At 64.6% G+C, this 17,572-nt stretch carries 13 protein-coding genes; 11 read left to right on the top strand and 2 right to left on the bottom strand.

The window, feature by feature from the left end:
• Positions 1–392: 392 nt before the first annotated feature.
• From CWS72_RS02085 to CWS72_RS02065, 6 genes are all read left to right on the top strand, one after another.
• On the top strand, positions 393–2,432 hold the full coding sequence (locus CWS72_RS02085; RefSeq protein ID WP_101248872.1) for a glutamate synthase: 2,040 nt from the start codon (positions 393–395) through the stop codon (positions 2,430–2,432).
• 249 nt (positions 2,433–2,681) lie between these two features.
• Entirely contained in the window at positions 2,682–3,107 is a 426-nt protein-coding gene (locus tag CWS72_RS27315; protein WP_146002593.1) for a hypothetical protein, read from the top strand.
• Between the two features lie 376 nt (positions 3,108–3,483).
• Positions 3,484–4,380 carry a hypothetical protein gene (locus tag CWS72_RS02080; RefSeq protein WP_101248871.1) on the top strand — a complete coding sequence of 299 codons (897 nt, stop codon included), beginning with the start codon at positions 3,484–3,486 and terminating at the stop codon, positions 4,378–4,380.
• Between the two features lie 231 nt (positions 4,381–4,611).
• Entirely contained in the window at positions 4,612–6,021 is a 1,410-nt protein-coding gene (gene hydA / locus CWS72_RS02075; RefSeq protein WP_101248870.1) for a dihydropyrimidinase, read from the top strand.
• 62 nt (positions 6,022–6,083) lie between these two features.
• Positions 6,084–6,311 (top strand): AbrB/MazE/SpoVT family DNA-binding domain-containing protein, encoded by a 228-nt coding sequence (locus CWS72_RS02070; protein ID WP_101248869.1) that lies wholly within the window; start codon positions 6,084–6,086, stop codon positions 6,309–6,311.
• Positions 6,308–6,706 (top strand): type II toxin-antitoxin system death-on-curing family toxin, encoded by a 399-nt coding sequence (locus CWS72_RS02065; protein ID WP_101248868.1) that lies wholly within the window; start codon positions 6,308–6,310, stop codon positions 6,704–6,706. The genes CWS72_RS02070 and CWS72_RS02065 overlap by 4 nt, the downstream gene beginning before the upstream one ends.
• On the opposite strand, the gene CWS72_RS02060 is transcribed toward CWS72_RS02065, so the two are convergent.
• Both CWS72_RS02060 and CWS72_RS02055 read right to left on the bottom strand, forming a co-directional pair.
• Positions 6,703–8,349 carry an N-acyl-D-amino-acid deacylase family protein gene (locus tag CWS72_RS02060; protein ID WP_101248867.1) on the bottom strand — a complete coding sequence of 549 codons (1,647 nt, stop codon included), beginning with the start codon at positions 8,347–8,349 and terminating at the stop codon, positions 6,703–6,705. The two genes, CWS72_RS02065 and CWS72_RS02060, sit on opposite strands and share 4 nt — an antisense overlap.
• Positions 8,346–9,575, bottom strand: coding sequence for a Zn-dependent hydrolase (locus CWS72_RS02055; RefSeq protein ID WP_101248866.1), 1,230 nt, complete (start codon positions 9,573–9,575; stop codon positions 8,346–8,348). Before CWS72_RS02055 ends, CWS72_RS02060 begins: the two co-directional genes overlap by 4 nt.
• Positions 9,576–9,786: 211 nt before the next feature.
• Between CWS72_RS02055 and CWS72_RS02050 the strand changes: the two genes are divergently transcribed.
• The 5 genes from CWS72_RS02050 (at position 9,787) to CWS72_RS02030 (ending at position 17,462) form a co-directional block, all read left to right on the top strand.
• Positions 9,787–10,626 (top strand): MurR/RpiR family transcriptional regulator, encoded by an 840-nt coding sequence (locus CWS72_RS02050; RefSeq protein WP_101248865.1) that lies wholly within the window; start codon positions 9,787–9,789, stop codon positions 10,624–10,626.
• Positions 10,627–10,637: 11 nt separating this feature from the next.
• Entirely contained in the window at positions 10,638–13,286 is a 2,649-nt protein-coding gene (xdh, locus tag CWS72_RS02045) for a selenium-dependent xanthine dehydrogenase (RefSeq protein ID WP_101248864.1), read from the top strand.
• Complete coding sequence (locus tag CWS72_RS02040) at positions 13,283–14,509, top strand: amidohydrolase family protein (protein WP_199175503.1); 1,227 nt, start codon at positions 13,283–13,285, stop codon at positions 14,507–14,509. The genes xdh and CWS72_RS02040 overlap by 4 nt, the downstream gene beginning before the upstream one ends.
• A gap of 34 nt (positions 14,510–14,543) precedes the next feature.
• Positions 14,544–16,049, top strand: a complete 1,506-nt coding sequence (locus tag CWS72_RS02035; protein WP_101248862.1) for a pyridoxal-phosphate dependent enzyme — start codon at positions 14,544–14,546, stop codon at positions 16,047–16,049.
• Positions 16,050–16,178: 129 nt separating this feature from the next.
• Positions 16,179–17,462, top strand: a complete 1,284-nt coding sequence (locus CWS72_RS02030; RefSeq protein WP_101248861.1) for a pyridoxal-phosphate dependent enzyme — start codon at positions 16,179–16,181, stop codon at positions 17,460–17,462.
• Positions 17,463–17,572: the final 110 nt, after the last annotated feature.

The raw sequence follows: 17,572 nt of genomic DNA, 5'->3' as shown, positions 1-17,572 counted from the left end.
ATGACTGGCTACCTAAGCCCCGCATCCTTCATCCCTGGCCGAACCAGAGGTTCGCCGTCAAATACCCGAGGTGGGAGCCGTATGCGGGAAAGCCGCACGTACGGATCTGTGCGGGGGGCGCTCAGCAATGAGCGTCCCTACCGCGATCCCCGAAGCTTTAGCGGAGGAAGCCCGAGGCGGACGGATGTCCGCCGCCCGGCGTCTGAAGGGCAACAATTTAAACCAGGGCAAGCGGGTTCACCGATTGCCCTGAAGAGGGTTGCGGGCTCCCCTGATTTTAGGCACACTCGTTTCATCATCACAAAATGATGGAACAATCGTTTCACCCACACATTCATCGCGGGCCTCGTCCGGTCCGCATGCGCGCAACTTAAGCAGCCGGTAACCGTTTCATGGTCGAACTCCGTCCCGTTCCCTTTGCCGTCCTGATCACCCGCATGTTTCAAGAGCTGGAACGCAATGGGGCGATTTTCGACTATCCGGCGCGGCGCATCGTGCAGGCCGCTCCGGCGCGCGACCTGTCGGTTTCGATCCATGGGCATCGGGCCTCCACGCCCTTCGGACCGGCCGCCGGCCCCCATACCCAACTGGCCCAGAATATCGTTCTCGCCTGGCTCGCCGGTGGCCGGGTGATGGAATTGAAGACCGTCCAGATCAAAGACGATCTGGAAATTCCCAGACCCTGCATCGACATGCAGACCATCGGCTTCAACGTCGAATGGTCGCAGGAACTGTCGTTGAAGCAGTCGCTGGAGGAATATGTCAAAGCCTCGATGCTGATCGAGATGCTGAAGGCGGAAGGATTGGCGCCCGGTTTCGGCGACACCGTTTTCGATATGAGCGTCGGCTACGACCTGGCCGGCATCCGCTCCCCCAAGGTTCGCGCATTTCTGGACGGCATGAAGGACGCGTCCGAGGTTGTCGAACGGTTGCGCGGCCAAATCCCCGCCGCCTTCGCCCACTTCCGCGACCTGGCCTTTCCGACGAAACTTTCCGACACGCTGACCCTGTCGACCTTCCACGGCTGTCCGCCCGAGGAAATCGAGAGCATCGGCGCCTTCCTGCTGGAAGAGGCCGGCCTGCATCTGGTGGTGAAGCTGAATCCGACATTGCTCGGCCGCCAGGATCTCAACGCCATCCTGCGCGACCGCCTTGGCTATGCCGATCTGATGGTTCCCGACGCCGCCTTCGCCAAGGACGCCCGCTGGGAGCAGGTGGTGGGCATCATCGAACGCCTGGGCACGCTGGCCGAACGCCTGGGCCGCGGATTCGGCGTAAAATTTTCCAACACGCTGCTGGTCAGGAACCATCGCCATTTCTTCACCGGCGAGAAGGAAATGTATCTCTCCGGGCCGCCGCTGCATGTGCTGGCCATCAGCCTGGTCCAGAAATTCCGGCAAACCTTCGGCGACCGCTTCCCCATCTCCTTCTCGGCCGGCATCGACGCGGCCAACTTCGCCGATGCCGTCGCCCTGGGACTGAAACCCGTCAGCGTCTGCACCGATTTGCTTAAGGTCGGCGGTTACGGCCGCGCGCAACGATATTTCGCCGATCTCGCCGCCCGGATGGAAGCTTTGGGTGCCACCGATATCGACGGCTTCGTGCTGAAGGCCTATGGCCAGGCCGAACCGGCGCTGGCATCGCTCGGCCTGCCCGCCGAACAAATGCGGAAATGCCGGGACGCCCTGGCGGACGGCGGCGATCTGGCCGCCGCCGCGGGCGACGCCTTCTCCGCCTGGGTGGGCGCCGCGCGGCTGAAAAACACCGAGATCTACGCGGCGCGCGTGCTTGCCGACCCGCGTTACCGGGCCGCCGAAAACAGCGTGCCGCCCAAAAAAATCGGCAGCCACCTGACCCTGTTCGATTGCCTGACCTGCGACAAATGCATCCCGCTTTGCCCCAACGACGCCAACTTCTCGCTGCCGATCGCCCCGACGCGTCTGCCCATCGAGCATTTGCGCCGCACCGATGATGGCTGGACTGTCGAGACGTCGGGCGAGGTCAACCTTGAGAAGCCGCGCCAGATCGGCACTTTCGCCGACGCCTGCAACGAATGCGGAAACTGCGACGTCATGTGCCCCGAAGATGGCGGCCCCTATCTGGTCAAGCCCCTGTTTTTCGGCAGTCGGCAAAGCTGGGCGGAGGCCCCGGCCCGCGACGGATTCGCGTTCGAAACACGCCCCGAAGGGCTTCACATGTATGGCCGGTTCGACGGCCAGACCGTGACTGTGGTCAGCGGCAAAGGGCGCGTGCGCTATATCGGCGCGGATTTCGACCTGACGCTTGATCCGGCGGATCCCGCCGGCACCACGGAAGGCACCGCGAACACGCCCGTCGATCTGACCCGGCTTCGCCTCATGGAATTGCTGCGCGTCGCCGTCACCGAAAGCGGTTCCGTCAATTATCTGTCCGCCGGGCTGAACGTCGCCTGAGCCCCCAGCAACGTGGGCGTCATCTAAAACCTTAGGATGCGCTCTCAGAGTTACCGCCCTTACGGTATTTTTGCGCAATTCAATCAAATAGCGTCATACCCGGCCTTGAGCCACGGCTGTCCGGCACGGATTTTGCCCTCAATGCATGGGGAAATTTATGCGCTTCTGTTCAACTATAAGTCGCCATGCCCGGACTTGATCCGGGGATCCACGTGCCGCTTCCAATGACGTCAGTCGGTCCGCACAATCATGGATTGCCGAATCAAGTCCGGCAATGACGGTTTTGGTTGCAGCTATCATTCAAATGCGAGCAACGCACAAACTGTGCCGGACAGCCGTGGCTTTGAGCCGGGCATCCGCCGGATAAGCTCTCGCACAGAGAAACAACTTGGCGCGTTTTATGCAACACCCTTCATAGATTTCGGTAAATCCGCCCCAAATCCCCGTCAGAAACAAAAAGCCTGCCCAGAGAATAAGCAGCGCACCCCCAACCCTTTTTCCGGACACCCCAAAATATCGTCTGCCAAAAAGAAAACGAAGCGATTCACTGTAACAAAATTTTCCAAAATCAATTCAATTTGCCACATTGTTACAATAATGCCACATCAAGACCGGAACCCGGGGAAACAGGCCGAGCTTCCCCACACTCCGCGTGGTCATATGCACAAAATTTGACCACTCGGTCAGGAAATGGGGCAAAACTTAGCCACTCTTTCGCGGTCGATTCTCCTGCAAACGAACCACCGTCGCCGGCGTGGCGCAATCCATTGTCTTTCAACAAAAAAATTCCACCGCCGCCAACTTCTGTCGGTTGGCACGCCCTATGCTTATGGCTTAGTCCAGTGGTTTGGGGTTGGTCATGAGGGTTTTTAAAAGGCCCGCCCCACGGAGGTCCGAGCGGAGGGCCTGCGATGCCGGAAAGTTCAAGTTCTGCAGCCGATGTGTTCGGCGGTCGACGCCGCAACAGGCAGTGATCGGAGAATTTGGTCTTCCGGCAATTCCCGAACCGCGGACCATTTCTCAAGCACTCACCTGAACGGGGGAATGAAATATGCTGAAAAAACTGTTGCCGTCGCTGTTGGCGATCTGTGCGGGCATGGCTGCCGCGCCCGCGCATGCAAGTGACTTCCTGTGGACGGACACCTATCTCAGCTATCGCTATCTGTGGCAGGACAAGCAGCCCGGCACCTATAAGGATGTCCAGGAACATGCGGTCAACCTGTCGCATGCCGACGAGTGGGATTACGGGGCCAACTTCTTCAGCCTCGACGTCGAGCAGTTCACACGTCAGGACGCAACCAACTACGCCTTCGCGTCCGACTACCAGAACGGTGGTACCAAGAGCACGGGATCGGGCGAGTTCTATGGCCTGTTCCGCTCGTCCTTCAGCGGCAACAAGATTTCCGGCACCAAGGTTTTCGCCTTCGGTCCGATCAAGGACGTGAGCCTTGAGATCGGCGCCGACTGGTGTACCCAGAACGATGCCTTCGCCTCCAACAAGAAGATGATCGTCGCCGGCCCGCAGTTCTCCATTGCCCTGCCCAAGGGCTTCTGGGACATTTCCATTCATATGGCGCATGAATGGAACACCAACGGCTATCATGACAACGGTCAGGCCGACAATTTCGACGCCGTGCCGGAATTCGAGACCTCTTGGCTCTATCCGATCACTATCGGCCCGGTTCCGATGAAGTTCACCGGCTATGCCAACCTGATCGGCCCCAAGGGCAAGGGAACCTCGAACGATGCCGGACACACCACCGAGTTCCTTGCCCATCCCAAGCTGATGTTCGACGTGGGCGCCATGGCCGGCGGCAAGCCGGGCAAGGTCGACGCCGGCATCGGTTACGAATACTGGCTGAACAAGTTCGGCACCCGCAGCAGCGCGAGCGTTCCGAACCCCGTCCAGCGGGCCGTCTTCTTCGAAGTCGGCTACCACTTCAACTGATCACGGCGAAGCGGGGGAGAGTTCTCCCCCGCTTCATCTTTGCCCTGTCAAACCGTTCCCTCCATAAGGGACGGGGCGGATGGCGGCCACCGGCATATGCCGTCGCCCGACCGGAATTCCCTCACCGAAGAAACGGAAAAGCCTCTTGGTATCCCGGTGCCTTGGTGGTTTACCTTGTCCGTCCTGAAGCTCTCGACTCTTTTAAGCTTTATCGAAGAACGGAAAAAATCCATGACCACCGATATTCTGATCCGGGGCGGTACCGTGATCAGCGAAAGCGGGCGGCAACGGGCCGATCTGTTATGCCACGAAGGACGAATCGCCGCCGTCGAACGGGACCTGGAGGCGCCGGCCGGCGCATCGGTCATCGACGCCGGGGGATGTTTCGTCATGCCGGGTGGCATCGATCCCCATACCCATATGCAGCTTCCGATGATGGGCACGGTGGTCGCCGACGATTTTTTCACCGGAACGGCCGCCGGGGCCGCCGGCGGCACCACCACCATTCTCGATTTCGTCGGCCCCGACAAAGGCCAGTCGCCGCTCGACGCCCTGGCCGCCTGGCGGGAAAAGGCGGCCAAGGCCTCGATCGACTATGGCTTCCACATGACCGTGTCCTGGTGGGGTGAGGGTTTCGCCGCCGAAATGCCGGCCCTGGTCCATGACCACGGCGTGACCAGCTTCAAATTCTTCCTGGCCTACAAGGGCGGCCTGATGCTTCCCGACGAGGAGATCCTGGCCGGTTTCCTGCGCTGCCGCGACCTGGGCGCCCTGCCCCAGGTTCATGCGGAAAACGGCGAGTTGATCGCCCATCTGCAACGCAAGCTGCGGGCCGAAGGCGTCCGGGCGCCGGCGGGGCATCCGCTGTCCCGTCCCTCCCAATGCGAGGGCGAGGCCACCTTGCGCGCCATCACCATGGCCGAACTTCTCAAGATGCCGCTTTACGTCGTGCATGTTTCGGCGGCGGAGGCGGCGGAAGCCATTCAAAAAGCCCAGGCGCGCGGCGTCGGGGTGATCGGCGAGACCCTGCCCGGCTTCCTGGCCATCGACGCCTCGGTCTATGAGAACCCCGACTTCGATATCGCCGCCGGCCATGTGATGAGCCCGCCCTACCGGCCCGACGGCCATCCCCAGGCCTTGTGGAAGGCCGTCGAGGCCGGCACGCTCAGCATCACCGGGACCGATCATTGCTGTTTCACCCGCGCGCAAAAGCGCCTGGGCGAAGACGACTTCACCAAGATCCCCAACGGCTGTGGCGGCGTCGAGGACCGCATGAACATTCTTTGGGCATTGGGCGTGGAAGGCGGGCATATTTCGCCGGAACGCTTCGTCGCCCTGACCTCGGCGAACGCCGCGAAGACTTTCAATCTCTGGCCGCGCAAGGGCACGCTGAGCATCGGCGCCGACGCCGACATCGCCATTCTCGATCCCGCCAAAAGCAAGACCATCAGTGCGTCCACCCAGCATCAGAACACCGACTTCTCGGTCTGGGAGGGCCGCCGGCTCAAGGGATCGGTGGTCCACACCGTGGCCGGCGGCCGCCATCTGTGGGCGGACGGCGACCTTCGGGCCGAAGCCGGCGGAGGACGCTACCTTCCCCGCGCGCCCTTCGGATCGGTCTACGAGAATTTGAGAGAATAACCGCGGTCGCTTGCAAGAGGGCCCGGTCGTATATAATATTTATTATATACGGAGGATTTCTCATGCTCGCATTCAAAGTCACCACTGTCGGCGCGTCCGCCGGATTCATTCTGACCAAGGAAGCGATGGCGCGCCTCAAAGTCCAGAAGGGCGACACCGTCTATCTGACCGAGGCTCCGGACGGCAGTTACCGACTGACCCCCTATGATCCCGATTTCGAGCGCCAGATGACCTTGGCAGAGGAAATCATGCATGAGGACCGCGAGATCCTGCGGGCCCTGGCGAAGTGAAGAGCTGGCGCTGGGTCGGCTCCAATGTCGTTTATGCCATTCATGACCGCCAGTTGGCCGAACATGGCGGCCTGGAAGGTATCCGTGACCAGGGGGCGATCGAATCAGCTTTGGCGCGGCCCCAGAACCTGACCGTCTATGGTCAACCGGATGTCGCGGACCTGGCGGCGGCATATGCTTACGGGTTGGCCCGAAATCACGGCTTCACGGACGGCAACAAGCGCACAGCCTGGGTGATCGCCCGCCTGTTTCTGGCCGACAACGGGGAACGCCTCCGATTCGACGCGATCAACGCCGTGAAGACGGTGGAAGCCGTTGCAGCCGGGACCATCGATGAGGCGGCCCTGGCCGCGTGGTTCCGCCGGCACCTGGCATCCATGAGGGATGGCGGTTAAGCCCGCAACGGACTGGTCAAGATCCGCCCGGGGAACGGCTTCGGCACGATGAACTGGCCATGGTCGAACACCCGCTGCCCGTGGATCCAGACCATGTCAATGCCGGCCGGCCGGACCAGGGGATCGAGGTAGTCGTTCTTCTCCCCCACCGTTTCCGGATCGAAGAGGACCAGCGAGGCGTCGGCGCCGACCCGCAAGGTGGGATCGGACAGATTGAGGAAGCGGCAGGGCAGCGTGGCCAGGCGCCAGATCATCTGTTCGAGCGGAATGCCCATTTCGCGGCCCATGCGCAAGGCCTTGGGGAAAGCGCCGATGGCCCTGGGATGGGGTTTCTGGCCGGGGCCGGGCATCAGCCCGTCGGTGCAGATGGCCATCGTCGGACGCCGGAAGAACCGTTCGACCGTGGCGTCGTTGCCGTAGTGGGTGATGATGGAGATCTCGCCGGCATTGGCGCTGTAGAAATCGAAGACGGCATCGTAGGCGGCATCGGACATCATGTCGTCGATGCCGGCCGCGGCGGCCACATCGCTCAGGCGCTTGCCCAGAAGGGCGTCGCCGACACCGGGCCGCACGCCGGCGATCTGGATTCCCCCCAGGCCGCCGCAGAAATGGATAAAATTGTCCCAGCTCTTGCTGTCGAAGCGCATCTTGTGCGACATCGCCCGCCGCATCTCGGCATCCCCCAGGCGGGCGAGGAATTCAGCGCGGGTGCCGGAGCGCATCTCCGGCGGGAAGATGGCGTCGCCGGTGGTCGAGCCCGCCGTGTAGGGATACATGTTCTCCATGGTGGGGATGGAGGCCGAGGCATCAGCCAGCACGCCTTCCATCTCGCCGATGCGGTCGTAATTGTTGGCCCCGGCGATCTTCGAATGCTCGTTGCAATAGCCGCCACCGCCGTCGACGGCGGCTTCGACCACCTCTTTCAGGCTGGCGACGATATTGTCGCTTTCCGATCGGAGATGGGGGAACAACGCGCCCGGCTTGACCTTGTTGAAGGCGCCGACCAGGGCGGTGATCTCCCGCTGGTCGCAATAGACGGCGGGGTTGTAGACCAGCCCGGTCGACAGGCCGAGGGTCATCGGCGCCTCGCGGCGGACCACCTCGGCCATGGCGGCGATCTCGGTGTCGGTGGCGACGCGGGCCAGATTGTGCATGACGACGCGGCGGACCGCCGAATGGCCGAGATAAAGGCCCATGTCGGTGACAGAACGGCCCCGGTGCCAGGCCAGGAATTCGGCGACCGAACTCCAGCTCCAGTCGCCCTCGATGGCGCCATCCAGCGGCTTCAACTGGGCCGCGTATTGCGAGCGCTGCGCTTCCGCAACGGGAGCCGGCGACAGACCGTCGACGCCGCAGATGCGCCTGGTCACGCCGGCCTGGATGGCCAGCTCGCAGGCGCGCGGCAGGCCCGAGGACCCCGGCAGGGTTCCGCCCAGGGCGCCGTGATTGTGGGTGTCGGTGAATCCGGGAGCAAGGGCCCGGCCCTTGGCATCGATCACCTGATCGGCCGTCTGGGCATCGGTGCGAGCGACCATCCCCAGGCCTTTGATCACATCGTCCTCGACCAACACATCCCCGGAAAAGGGCGCCGTCTTGCCATCGCCGCGGACGATCTGGGCGTTCTTGATCAGAGTGCGCATCATTCGGCCATTTCGAGCAGCAGACGCAAAAGCACGTCGGCGCCCGCCGTCAGATCGTCGGGCGCGGTATATTCCTTGACGTTGTGGCTGATGCCCTTGACGCTGGGCACGAAGATCATGCAGGCGGGACAGACGCGGGCCAGCATCTGGGCATCGTGCCCGGCCCCGCTGGGAAGCCGCTTGACCGGCAGGTCGAACTCCCTGGCGATGGCCTCGACACGCGCCACCAGGGGGGCCGAGAACGCCACCGGCTCGAAGCGTGCCAGGGTGCGCCGGGTGATTTCGACGCCCTCCGACGCCGCGATCTCGTCGGCGAAGGCGAACAACCGCTTCTCGGCCTCCTGCAAGCGGGCCTCGTCGGTGTTGCGCAGATCGACCGTCATCAGCGCCCGGTCGGCGACCACATTGACCAGATTGGGGGAAAGCGTCAGCGCGCCGACGGTCGCCACCTGATTGCCGCCGATCTCGCGGGCCAGCCGGCGGGCGAAGGTGGCGATCTCGGCGGCCGCGTAGCCGGCGTCGTGACGAAGCCGCATCGGCGTGGTGCCGGCATGGTTGGATTGCCCGGAAATGGTGAATTCGGTCCAGGAAATCCCCTGCACCCCTTCGACCGCCCCGATGGTGAAGCCCTCGGCCTCCAGCACCGGCCCCTGTTCGACATGCAGTTCGACATAGGAATGCACGCCGGGCTTGCCGACCGGCGCCGGACCGGCATAGCCGATGCGGGTCAGCTCGTCGCCCAGGCGGGCCCCGTCGATGGCCGGCGTCGCCAGGGCCTGCGTCAGGGGCAGATCGCCGACATAGACCAGACTGCCCAGCATGTCGGGCTGGAAGCGCGAGCCCTCCTCGTTGGTGAAGAAGGCCACCGCCAGCGGGCGCCTGGTGACGATCCCCGCCTCGTTCAGGGTGGCGATCACCTCAAGGCCGGCCATCACGCCCAGGTTGCCGTCGTAGCGCCCGCCGGTGGCCACCGTATCGATGTGGCTGCCGGCCATCACCAGCGGACCGTCCTCGCGCCCGGCGCGAACGCCCACCACATTGCCGACGCCGTCGATGGTGACGGCCAGCCCCAGCTCCTTCATCCAGGACACCACCAGATCCCGGCCCTGCCGGTCGGCGTCCGAAAGGGCCAGGCGGGCGACCCCGCCCCCCTCGATGGCCCCCTTGGTCGCCAGTTCCGCCAAACGCCAGGACAGACGCTCGCCATTGATCCGAAGGTTGTTCTGCATGGTTTTCCGTTTCCTTCAACAGATACCGTCATTGCGAGCAAAGCGAAGCAATCAGGAATGCGGGGAACCGCTGGATTGCTTCGCCTGCGGCTCGCAATGACGAGCGAACTGAAGTGTGTACGAAACCACCGGGCCGCTCTCCGGTCAACGGAAATATGAAACGATAATTTCTATATTGCCTGATGATGAAACATATGTTTCTAATCGCGCCATGAGCGACGCGCTGGAACAGGCCATCCGAGACCGATATGACGATCTGCCCGCCGGGGAGCGGAAGATCGCCGACGTGCTTTTGGAGATGCGCAGCGAACTGGCCGCCTATTCCGCCACCGAACTGGCGGCGCGCGCCGGTGTTTCCAAGGCCACCACGGCCCGGCTGGTCCGCCGGCTGGGATATGCCGATTACCAGGAAATGCGCCAGGAGGCCCGGGCCCAGTGGAAGAACGGCTCGCCCCTGGCCGAACTGCCCGACGCGCTTGGCCAGGGCGGCTCGCTCAGCCGTCATCTGGAACAGGATCTGACCTGCCTGACCTTGACCCTGGGCACCATCCCGCCGGGTCAGACCGAACTGGCGATCGAGCTTTTGGCCAAGGCCCGCCGAATCTGGGTCATCGGGTTCAGGAACAGCCACGCCCTGGCCCTTTACGCCCGCGAATTGCTGGTTCAGGTCAAGGACGACGTGCGCCTGCTGCCGGTCATGGGACAGACCGTGGCCGAGGAGCTATCGGTTCTGTCTCCCGAGGACCTGGTGCTCGCCCTCGGTTTCCGGCGGCGGCCACCGGTGCTGGGAAAAATCTTGAAACATGCCGACGGCGCCGGCACGCCGGTCCTGTTGATCGGCGATCCGTCGCTGGGCGAACTGACCCAATGGGCGAAGGTCAGCTTCCGCTGCCTCAACCGCGGGGCCAGCCTTTTCGATTCCTATGTCGCCGGCATCAGCCTGCTAAACTATCTATGCTCGGGAGCGGCGCTCGCCCTGGGCGAGGCCGCGCAACAGCGTCTGCATCGCAGCGAACAGCTGCATGATGATTTCGGCGATTTCGACCTTTAAGGACACCGTTTATGTCAACCACCAAGACCGTCCGTTTCACCCTGAACGGCGAACTTCGCGAGATCCACGTGCCTGGAGATCTGTCGCTGCTCGAAGTGCTGCGTGAACGCTTCAAGCTGAAGTCGCTGAAGGATGGATGCGCGCCGCAGAAGGAATGCGGCTGCTGCCTGGCCCTGATCGACGGCCTGCCGAAGGTGACCTGTTCGATCAAGGTCGAGCAGGTGGAGGGGCGTTCCATCACCACGCTGGAGGGCGTCTCCGGGAACGAACGTCAGCTTTATGCCGACGCCTTCCAGGCCGCGGCGGGCCTGCAATGCGGCTTCTGCACGCCGGGCCTGGTCCTGCGCATCAAGCATCTGACGGATCAGGACCGGCCGCTGGAGCGCGACGAGATCGCCCGCGCGCTGGACGGCCATCTCTGCCGGTGCACCGGCTATGTGAAAATCATCGACGCGGTGCAGCTGATCAATGCCGCCAAACGCGGCGGCGGCCTGCCGGCCACCGTCGAGGACGGCGGCGTCGGCTCCCGGCTCAAGCGCTATCAGGGCGCCGAACTGACGCTGGGCACCCGCCCCTTCGTCAACGACCTGGAAGCGCCCGGAATGCTCTATGGCGCCGTGACCTTTTCGGCCCACGCCCGCGCCCGCGTGCTGCGCATCGACACCTCGAAGGCCTTGGCCCTGCCCGGCGTGGTTCGCGTCGCCACCGCCAAGGACGTGCCCGGCGACCGCTGGGTCGGGCAGATCTACAAGGATTGGCCCTGCTTCGTCGCCGAGGGCGAGGAAGTCCGCTATGTCGGCGACGTCCTGGCCGCCGTCGCCGCCGTCGACCGCCGGACGGCGCGGCAAGCCGCGCAACTGGTCGAGGTCGAGTACGAGGTCCTTCCTCCGGTGCTCGATCCCAGGCGGGCCATCGAACCCGCCGCTCCGCAGGTCAACCCCAAGCACGACAACGTCCTGTCGGTGACCGAGATCACGCGGGGCGACACGAAAGCCGTCCTGGCCGCCTCCGCCCATGTGGTCTCCGGCACCTGGCAGACCCAGCGCATCGAACATCTGTTCCTTGAGCCCGAGGCCGCCTTCGCCGTTCCCCTGCCCGACGGGCGCCTGCATTTCTACACGCAAAGCCAGGGCATCTTCGACGATCGGCGCCATGTGGCGGCGGTCCTGGGCGTGCCCGAGGACCGGGTTTTCGTCGAACTGGTGCCCAACGGCGGCGGTTTCGGCGGCAAGGAGGACATGACCATCCAGGCCCAGACGGCGCTCCTGGCCCATCTGACCAACCGGCCGGTCCGCCTGGCGCTTTCGCGCGAGGATTCGGTGCGCATGCATCCCAAGCGTCATCCGATCACCATGCATTACCGGGTCGGCTGCGACGCGGAAGGCCGGCTGACCGCGGCGGAGGTCGATCTCCTGGGGGATTCGGGCGCCTATGCCTCGGTAGGCGGCAAAGTGCTGGAACGCGCCGCCGGCCACGCCTGCGGCCCCTATCGGATTCCGGCCCTGTCGCTGAAGGCGACGGCGGCCTATACCAACAACCCGCCCTGCGGCGCCATGCGCGGCTTCGGGGTCAACCAGACCAGCTTCGCCATCGAAGGCTGCCTCGACATGCTGGCCGCCAAGGTCGGCATCGACGGCTGGGAGATGCGCTGGCGCAACGGGGTGCGCGTCGGCGACGTCTTCACCAGCGGCCAGATTCTCGAAAAATCGGTCGGCCTTGAGAAGACCCTGCTCGCCGTCAAGGACAGCTATTACGCCGCCCGCGCCACGGGCCGCGCCGTCGGCATCGCCTGCGCGGTGAAAAATTCCGGTATCGGCAATGGCGCCATCGAGTTCGGCAAATGCCGCCTGACCATCGAAACCGATGGCTCCATCGGCCTCTACACCGGCTTCACTGAAATGGGCCAGGGATTGCTCACCATCCTGATCCAATGCGCCGTCGAGGTGACGGGTCTGCCGGCTTCGCTGTTCCGTCCGCAGGTCAACAGCCGTTTCGAAGTGGGAACGGGCCAGACCACCGGCTCGCGCGGCACCCTGCTGGCCGGACGCTCGGTGATCGACGCGGCGACCAGGCTGAAGGCCGACCTCGACGCCGGCCTTCGTCTTCCCGATCTGGTCGGCCGGATCTACGAGGGCGAGACCAAGATCGACGACACCACCGCGCCGGGACAGACCAAGAACGGCAAGATCAAGACCCATACCGCCTTCGGCTGGGCCACCCAGGTGGTCATCCTCGACGAGACGGGCAAGGTCGAGAGGGTGATCGCCGCCCATGACGTCGGCCGAGCCCTCAATCCCCAGCAGTGCGAGGCGCAGATCCAGGGCGCCGTGCATATGGGCCTGGGCTACGCCCTGACCGAGGAGCTCCCCTGCAAGGACGGCTTGCCGGTGACCCACAAGCTGCGCGAGATCGGCGTGCTCCGCGCCCAGCACATGCCCGAGGTCGAGGTCATCCTGGTGGAGGAGCACGAACCCGAGGGACCGTTCGGTGCCAAGGGGGTCGGCGAGATCGGCCTGGTCCCCACCGCCGGAGCGGTGGCCGCCGCCCTGGAAGCCTTCGACGGAACCCGCCACATGCGCCTGCCGATGAAGGACTCCCCGGCGGCCAAAGCCATCAACGTCGGGCGCATTCCCGACGCCGACCGGGATCAATGGCATTGAGCGACGCACCCGAATCCGAGCGGCGCCCGGACCCGTCGAAACCGGGGACTCTGCTCATTGGGCCCGACCGCCTCGGCCGCAGCGTTTCGGTGGTCGACGGGCTGGTCAGCGAGGACGTTCCGGAATTCGCCACCCGCCTGGCCTGTCCCGAAGGCGAGATCGCGCCGGGCGCCGTCTGCGCGCATACCCATCTCTACAGCGGCCTGGCCCGCTATGGGATGCCGGCCCCCGCCGAGGCCCCCCGGAACTTCCTCCAGATCCTGGAAAAGGTGTGGTGGCGGCTCGACCGGGCGCTCGACGCCGAAAGCCTCGCCGCCGCCGCCGAGGATTATGTGACGCGGGCGTTGCTGGCCGGCACCACGACGCTGATCGATCATCACGAATCGCCCGATCTGATCGAGGGATCCCTGGGCATCCTGGCGGAGACCTGCCAACGGCGAGGCATGCGCGCCATGCTCTGCTACGGCGCCACCGAGCGCAATTTCGGCCGCGAGGAAGCACGCCGGGGCCTCGACGAATGCCGCCGGATCTCCCCCTCGCGCCTGATCCGGCCGCTGGTCGGCCTGCATGCCGGCTTCACCGTCTCCGACGAGACGATCCGGGAGGCCGGCGATCTCGCCCGCGACCTGGGCACCGTCTTGCACGTCCATGTGGCCGAGGATCTGGCCGATGTCGAGGACGCCCGCGCCCGCGGCTTCCAGGGACCGCTGGAACGCCTGGCGTCGCTGGACGCCTTGATCCCCGGATCCATCCTGGCGCACGGCGTTCATCTCGACGCCGAGCAGGTGGGTTTCGCCCAGTCGCGGAATTGCTGGCTGGTCCACAATCCCCGCTCCAACGAGGGCAACCGCGTGGGCTATGCCAAGACGCTGTCGGCCAGCGGCAAGGTGGCGCTGGGGACCGACGGCTGGGACGCCGACATGGCCGAGGAACAAGCCGCGCTCGACCGGCTGGCCGCCCTGCACGCCGACCCGGGAACCGCCGGACGGCTGGCCGCCGGGCGGACGCTGGTCGCCGAACGGTTCGGAACCCGGCCCGGGGATCTGGCGCCCGGCGCGCTGGGCGACGTGGTCGTCCGGGAACGGGGCCGCGTCCGTCACGTGGTGGTGGATGGCCGTCTGGTGGTCACCGACGGCGATCTGGTGCAAGGATCGGCCCAAGCCATCGCCGAGGCGGCGGAGCGGCTGTCGAAAGATTTGTGGAGCCGCATGGCGGCATTGTGATGCAACGATCGTTTCAACGGGAAAGGGTAATACTATGGCGCGTCTAGGGCTCGAACGCACGGTGGTCGATGCCGATGTTTATGAGCGGACGCTGGCGCGTTTCCGCGAGGCCGGCGTACTGCTGCCGACCATCGGCCAGTTGAAGGCTCCCTCCTCCATCCCCGCGGCAATCAAGGCCAAGCTCAAGGATGTCGATCCGGATGGCCCCCATCCGCTCAACCTGTTCCGCGTGCACTGGTTCAACGATGCCGAGCGCACCGGCCTCGCCGAGGTTCCCGGCCATATCGAGCTGCCCTCCGAGCTGACCGGCGTCAAGGCCCGCATCGTCCTGGCGCTGGGCAACCGCTTCCCGATGATCCATGCGCACAAGGTGCTGGCCGCTTATGGCTGCCTGGTGCCGCGGGTGGTGACCGGGCAGTTCGACCCGACGCATCACCGGGCGATCTGGCCGTCGACCGGCAACTATTGTCGGGGCGGCGTCGCCATCTCGAAGATCCTGGGCTGCCGCGGCGTCGCCGTGCTGCCCGAAAACATGAGCAAGGAACGCTTCGACTGGCTGGACAAGTGGGTGAACGACCCGTCCGACATCGTCCGCACGCCCGGCTCCGAGAGCAACGTCAAGGAAATCTACGACACCTGCGCCGCGCTGGATCGCGATCCCAACAACATCATCTTCAACCAGTTCTGCGAGTTCGGGAATTACCTCGTCCACCGCACGGTGACCGGCGCCGCCCTGGAAACGCTGTACGGCGCCCTGGCCAAGGGCCGTCCGGGAAGCCGGCTGGCGGCTTACGTCTCGGCCTCGGGTTCGGGCGGCACCCTGGCCGCCGGCGACCATCTGAAGAAGGCCCTGGGCTCGAAGATCGTCGCGGTGGAAGCCGCCGAATGCCCGACGCTGCTCTCCAACGGCTTTGGTGAACACAACATTCAGGGCATCGGCGACAAGCATGTGCCTTACATCCACAATGTGATGAACACCGACCTGGTCGCCGCGATCTCCGATCATTCGACCGATACCCTGTTCGTCCTCTTCAACACCGACGAGGGCCGCAAATATCTGATCGAACGCAAGGGGATCGATCCCACCCTGGTCGCCCAGTTGGGCAATCTGGGTCTGTCGGGCCTGTGCAATATGCTGGCCGCCATCAAGACCGCCAAATATTTCGATCTCGGCTCCGACGACGTCATCCTCACCGTCGCCACCGACGGCGGGGCGATGTACGGCAGCGAGATCCGCAAGGCGACGGCCAAATATTTCGGCAACCGCTTCGACGCGGTGACCGCCGGCGAGGTCTGGGGGCAATCCCTGGCCGCCGCCGCCACGGACAATCTGCTGGAATTGACCCATCTCGACCGCAAGCGGATCTTCAACCTCGGCTATTTCACCTGGGTCGAACAGCAGGGCGTCTCGCTGGAGGATTTCACCGCCCGGCTCAAGCCCGCCTTCTGGGACAATCTGCTCGACCTGGTTCCGGCCTGGGACGCCATGATCGCCGACTTCAACGCGAAAAGCGGCGCCGCCACCCGCCTGGGCGCTTAAAAGACGCGTGAAAATAAAAGTATTCCCTCTCCCCTTGTGGGAGAGGGCTTTGTGGGCGCCTGTGCGCGAAAACAAGGGTGAGGAAAAATTCACGATTATTTGCGTTTCCTTTTGACAGGGCATTGAGACATGACTAACGCGGATTTCGTCTGTCACGGTTGCGGCGCGAAGGTGGATGCCGCCCGGCAACTGCCCTTCCGCTGTCCAGGCTCGGGCCAGATCCCGGACGACATCGACCATCTGCTGGTTCCGGCCGATATTCCGGGCTTCGTCTCCGGCTTCGAAGACGATCCGTTCCTGCGCTATCGCACCCTGCTTTCCCCCTATCGCCTGGCCCTTGCCTGGGGGCTTTCCGATGAAGCCTGGTTCGACATCGAAGGCAGGCTCGATCAGGCGCTGATCAGGGTCGACGGACGGGGTTTTCGCCTCACCCCCATGGCGCCGCAGCCGGCACTGGCCGAAGCGGCCGGCTGCCGGGGCGTCCTCTGGGTGAAGGACGAGACCGGCAACGTCGCCGGCTCGCACAAAGCCCGGCATCTGATGGGGGTCATGCTCTATCTCAAGGTATTGGCCGCCGCCGGCCGGCCAGCCGGCGAGGGCTTGGCTTCCCGCCGGCTGGCCATCGCCTCCTGCGGCAACGCGGCCCTGGCCGCCGCCGTCCTCGCCCGCGCCGCCGACTGGCCGCTCGATGTCTTCATCCCTCCCGATGCCAGTCCGGCGGTGGTCGCCCGCCTGACCGAACTGGGTGCCGCCATCACCGTCTGCGAACGCCGGGACGACGAAGCCGGCGACCCCTGTTACCACGCCTTCCGCCGCGCCGTGGCCGATGGCGCCATTCCCTTCGGCGTCCAGGGACCGGACAACGGCCTGGCCATTGAGGGCGGCCGGACGCTGGCCTTCGAAATGGCCGAGACCTTCCGCGACGCCGACGCCCAGGTCGATACCCTGTTCATCCAGGTCGGCGGCGGCGCCCTGGCCAGTGCCCTCGGCCAGGGTTTCGCCATTGCCGCCAAGGCCGGCGTCATCGCCCGGCCGCCCCGGCTCATGGCCGTGCAGACCGAAGGCTGCGCCCCCCTCGCCCGCGCCTGGGAGAAATTGGGCCCCGGCAATCTGACCGACGCCGCCGGACACAAGTCGCGTTTCATGTGGCCGTGGGAAGCCACGCCGCACAGTCTGGCCCACGGCATCCTGGACGATGAAACCTACGACTGGTGGGCCATCGCCGAGGCCATGCGAAACAGCGGCGGCAACCCGGTGGTGGCCACCGAGGCCGCCGTCGCCGAGGCTTATCGCCTGGCCGGAACGCATACCGCCATTCCAGCCTCGGCCACCGGTACCGCCGGACTGGCCGGACTGCTCAGCCGGCCGGCCGAGGGTACGACGGCCCTGATTTTTTCGGGTGCCGACCGTTAGGCATTCACGGATCTCGACCTTGCCCTGGGCCGAAAATAAGGGGGTTAACCTCACCCTCCGTTGATCTTTCATCCTTCCATTGCTCGTCTTCCAGACAAGGAATTCTGGGC

The organism is Telmatospirillum siberiense, assembly GCF_002845745.1.
Taxonomy (GTDB): Bacteria; Pseudomonadota; Alphaproteobacteria; order Rhodospirillales; family Magnetospirillaceae; genus Telmatospirillum; species Telmatospirillum siberiense.
The sequence above is the reverse complement of the archived record's forward strand: the minus strand, read 5'-3'. Positions and strand labels throughout refer to the sequence as shown.

Excerpts from the sequence above, each read along its gene's own strand:
- CWS72_RS02085 (WP_101248872.1), top strand. The coding sequence starts at position 393 with ATGGTCGAACTCCGTCCCGTTCCCTTTGCCGTCCTGATCACCCGCATG.
- CWS72_RS27315 (WP_146002593.1), top strand. The coding sequence starts at position 2,682 with ATGGATTGCCGAATCAAGTCCGGCAATGACGGTTTTGGTTGCAGCTAT.
- CWS72_RS02080 (WP_101248871.1), top strand. The coding sequence starts at position 3,484 with ATGCTGAAAAAACTGTTGCCGTCGCTGTTGGCGATCTGTGCGGGCATG.
- hydA (WP_101248870.1), top strand. The coding sequence starts at position 4,612 with ATGACCACCGATATTCTGATCCGGGGCGGTACCGTGATCAGCGAAAGC.
- CWS72_RS02070 (WP_101248869.1), top strand. The coding sequence starts at position 6,084 with ATGCTCGCATTCAAAGTCACCACTGTCGGCGCGTCCGCCGGATTCATT.
- CWS72_RS02060 (WP_101248867.1), bottom strand. The coding sequence starts at position 8,349 with ATGATGCGCACTCTGATCAAGAACGCCCAGATCGTCCGCGGCGATGGC.
- CWS72_RS02055 (WP_101248866.1), bottom strand. The coding sequence starts at position 9,575 with ATGCAGAACAACCTTCGGATCAATGGCGAGCGTCTGTCCTGGCGTTTG.
- CWS72_RS02050 (WP_101248865.1), top strand. The coding sequence starts at position 9,787 with ATGAGCGACGCGCTGGAACAGGCCATCCGAGACCGATATGACGATCTG.
- xdh (WP_101248864.1), top strand. The coding sequence starts at position 10,638 with ATGTCAACCACCAAGACCGTCCGTTTCACCCTGAACGGCGAACTTCGC.
- CWS72_RS02035 (WP_101248862.1), top strand. The coding sequence starts at position 14,544 with ATGGCGCGTCTAGGGCTCGAACGCACGGTGGTCGATGCCGATGTTTAT.
- CWS72_RS02030 (WP_101248861.1), top strand. The coding sequence starts at position 16,179 with ATGACTAACGCGGATTTCGTCTGTCACGGTTGCGGCGCGAAGGTGGAT.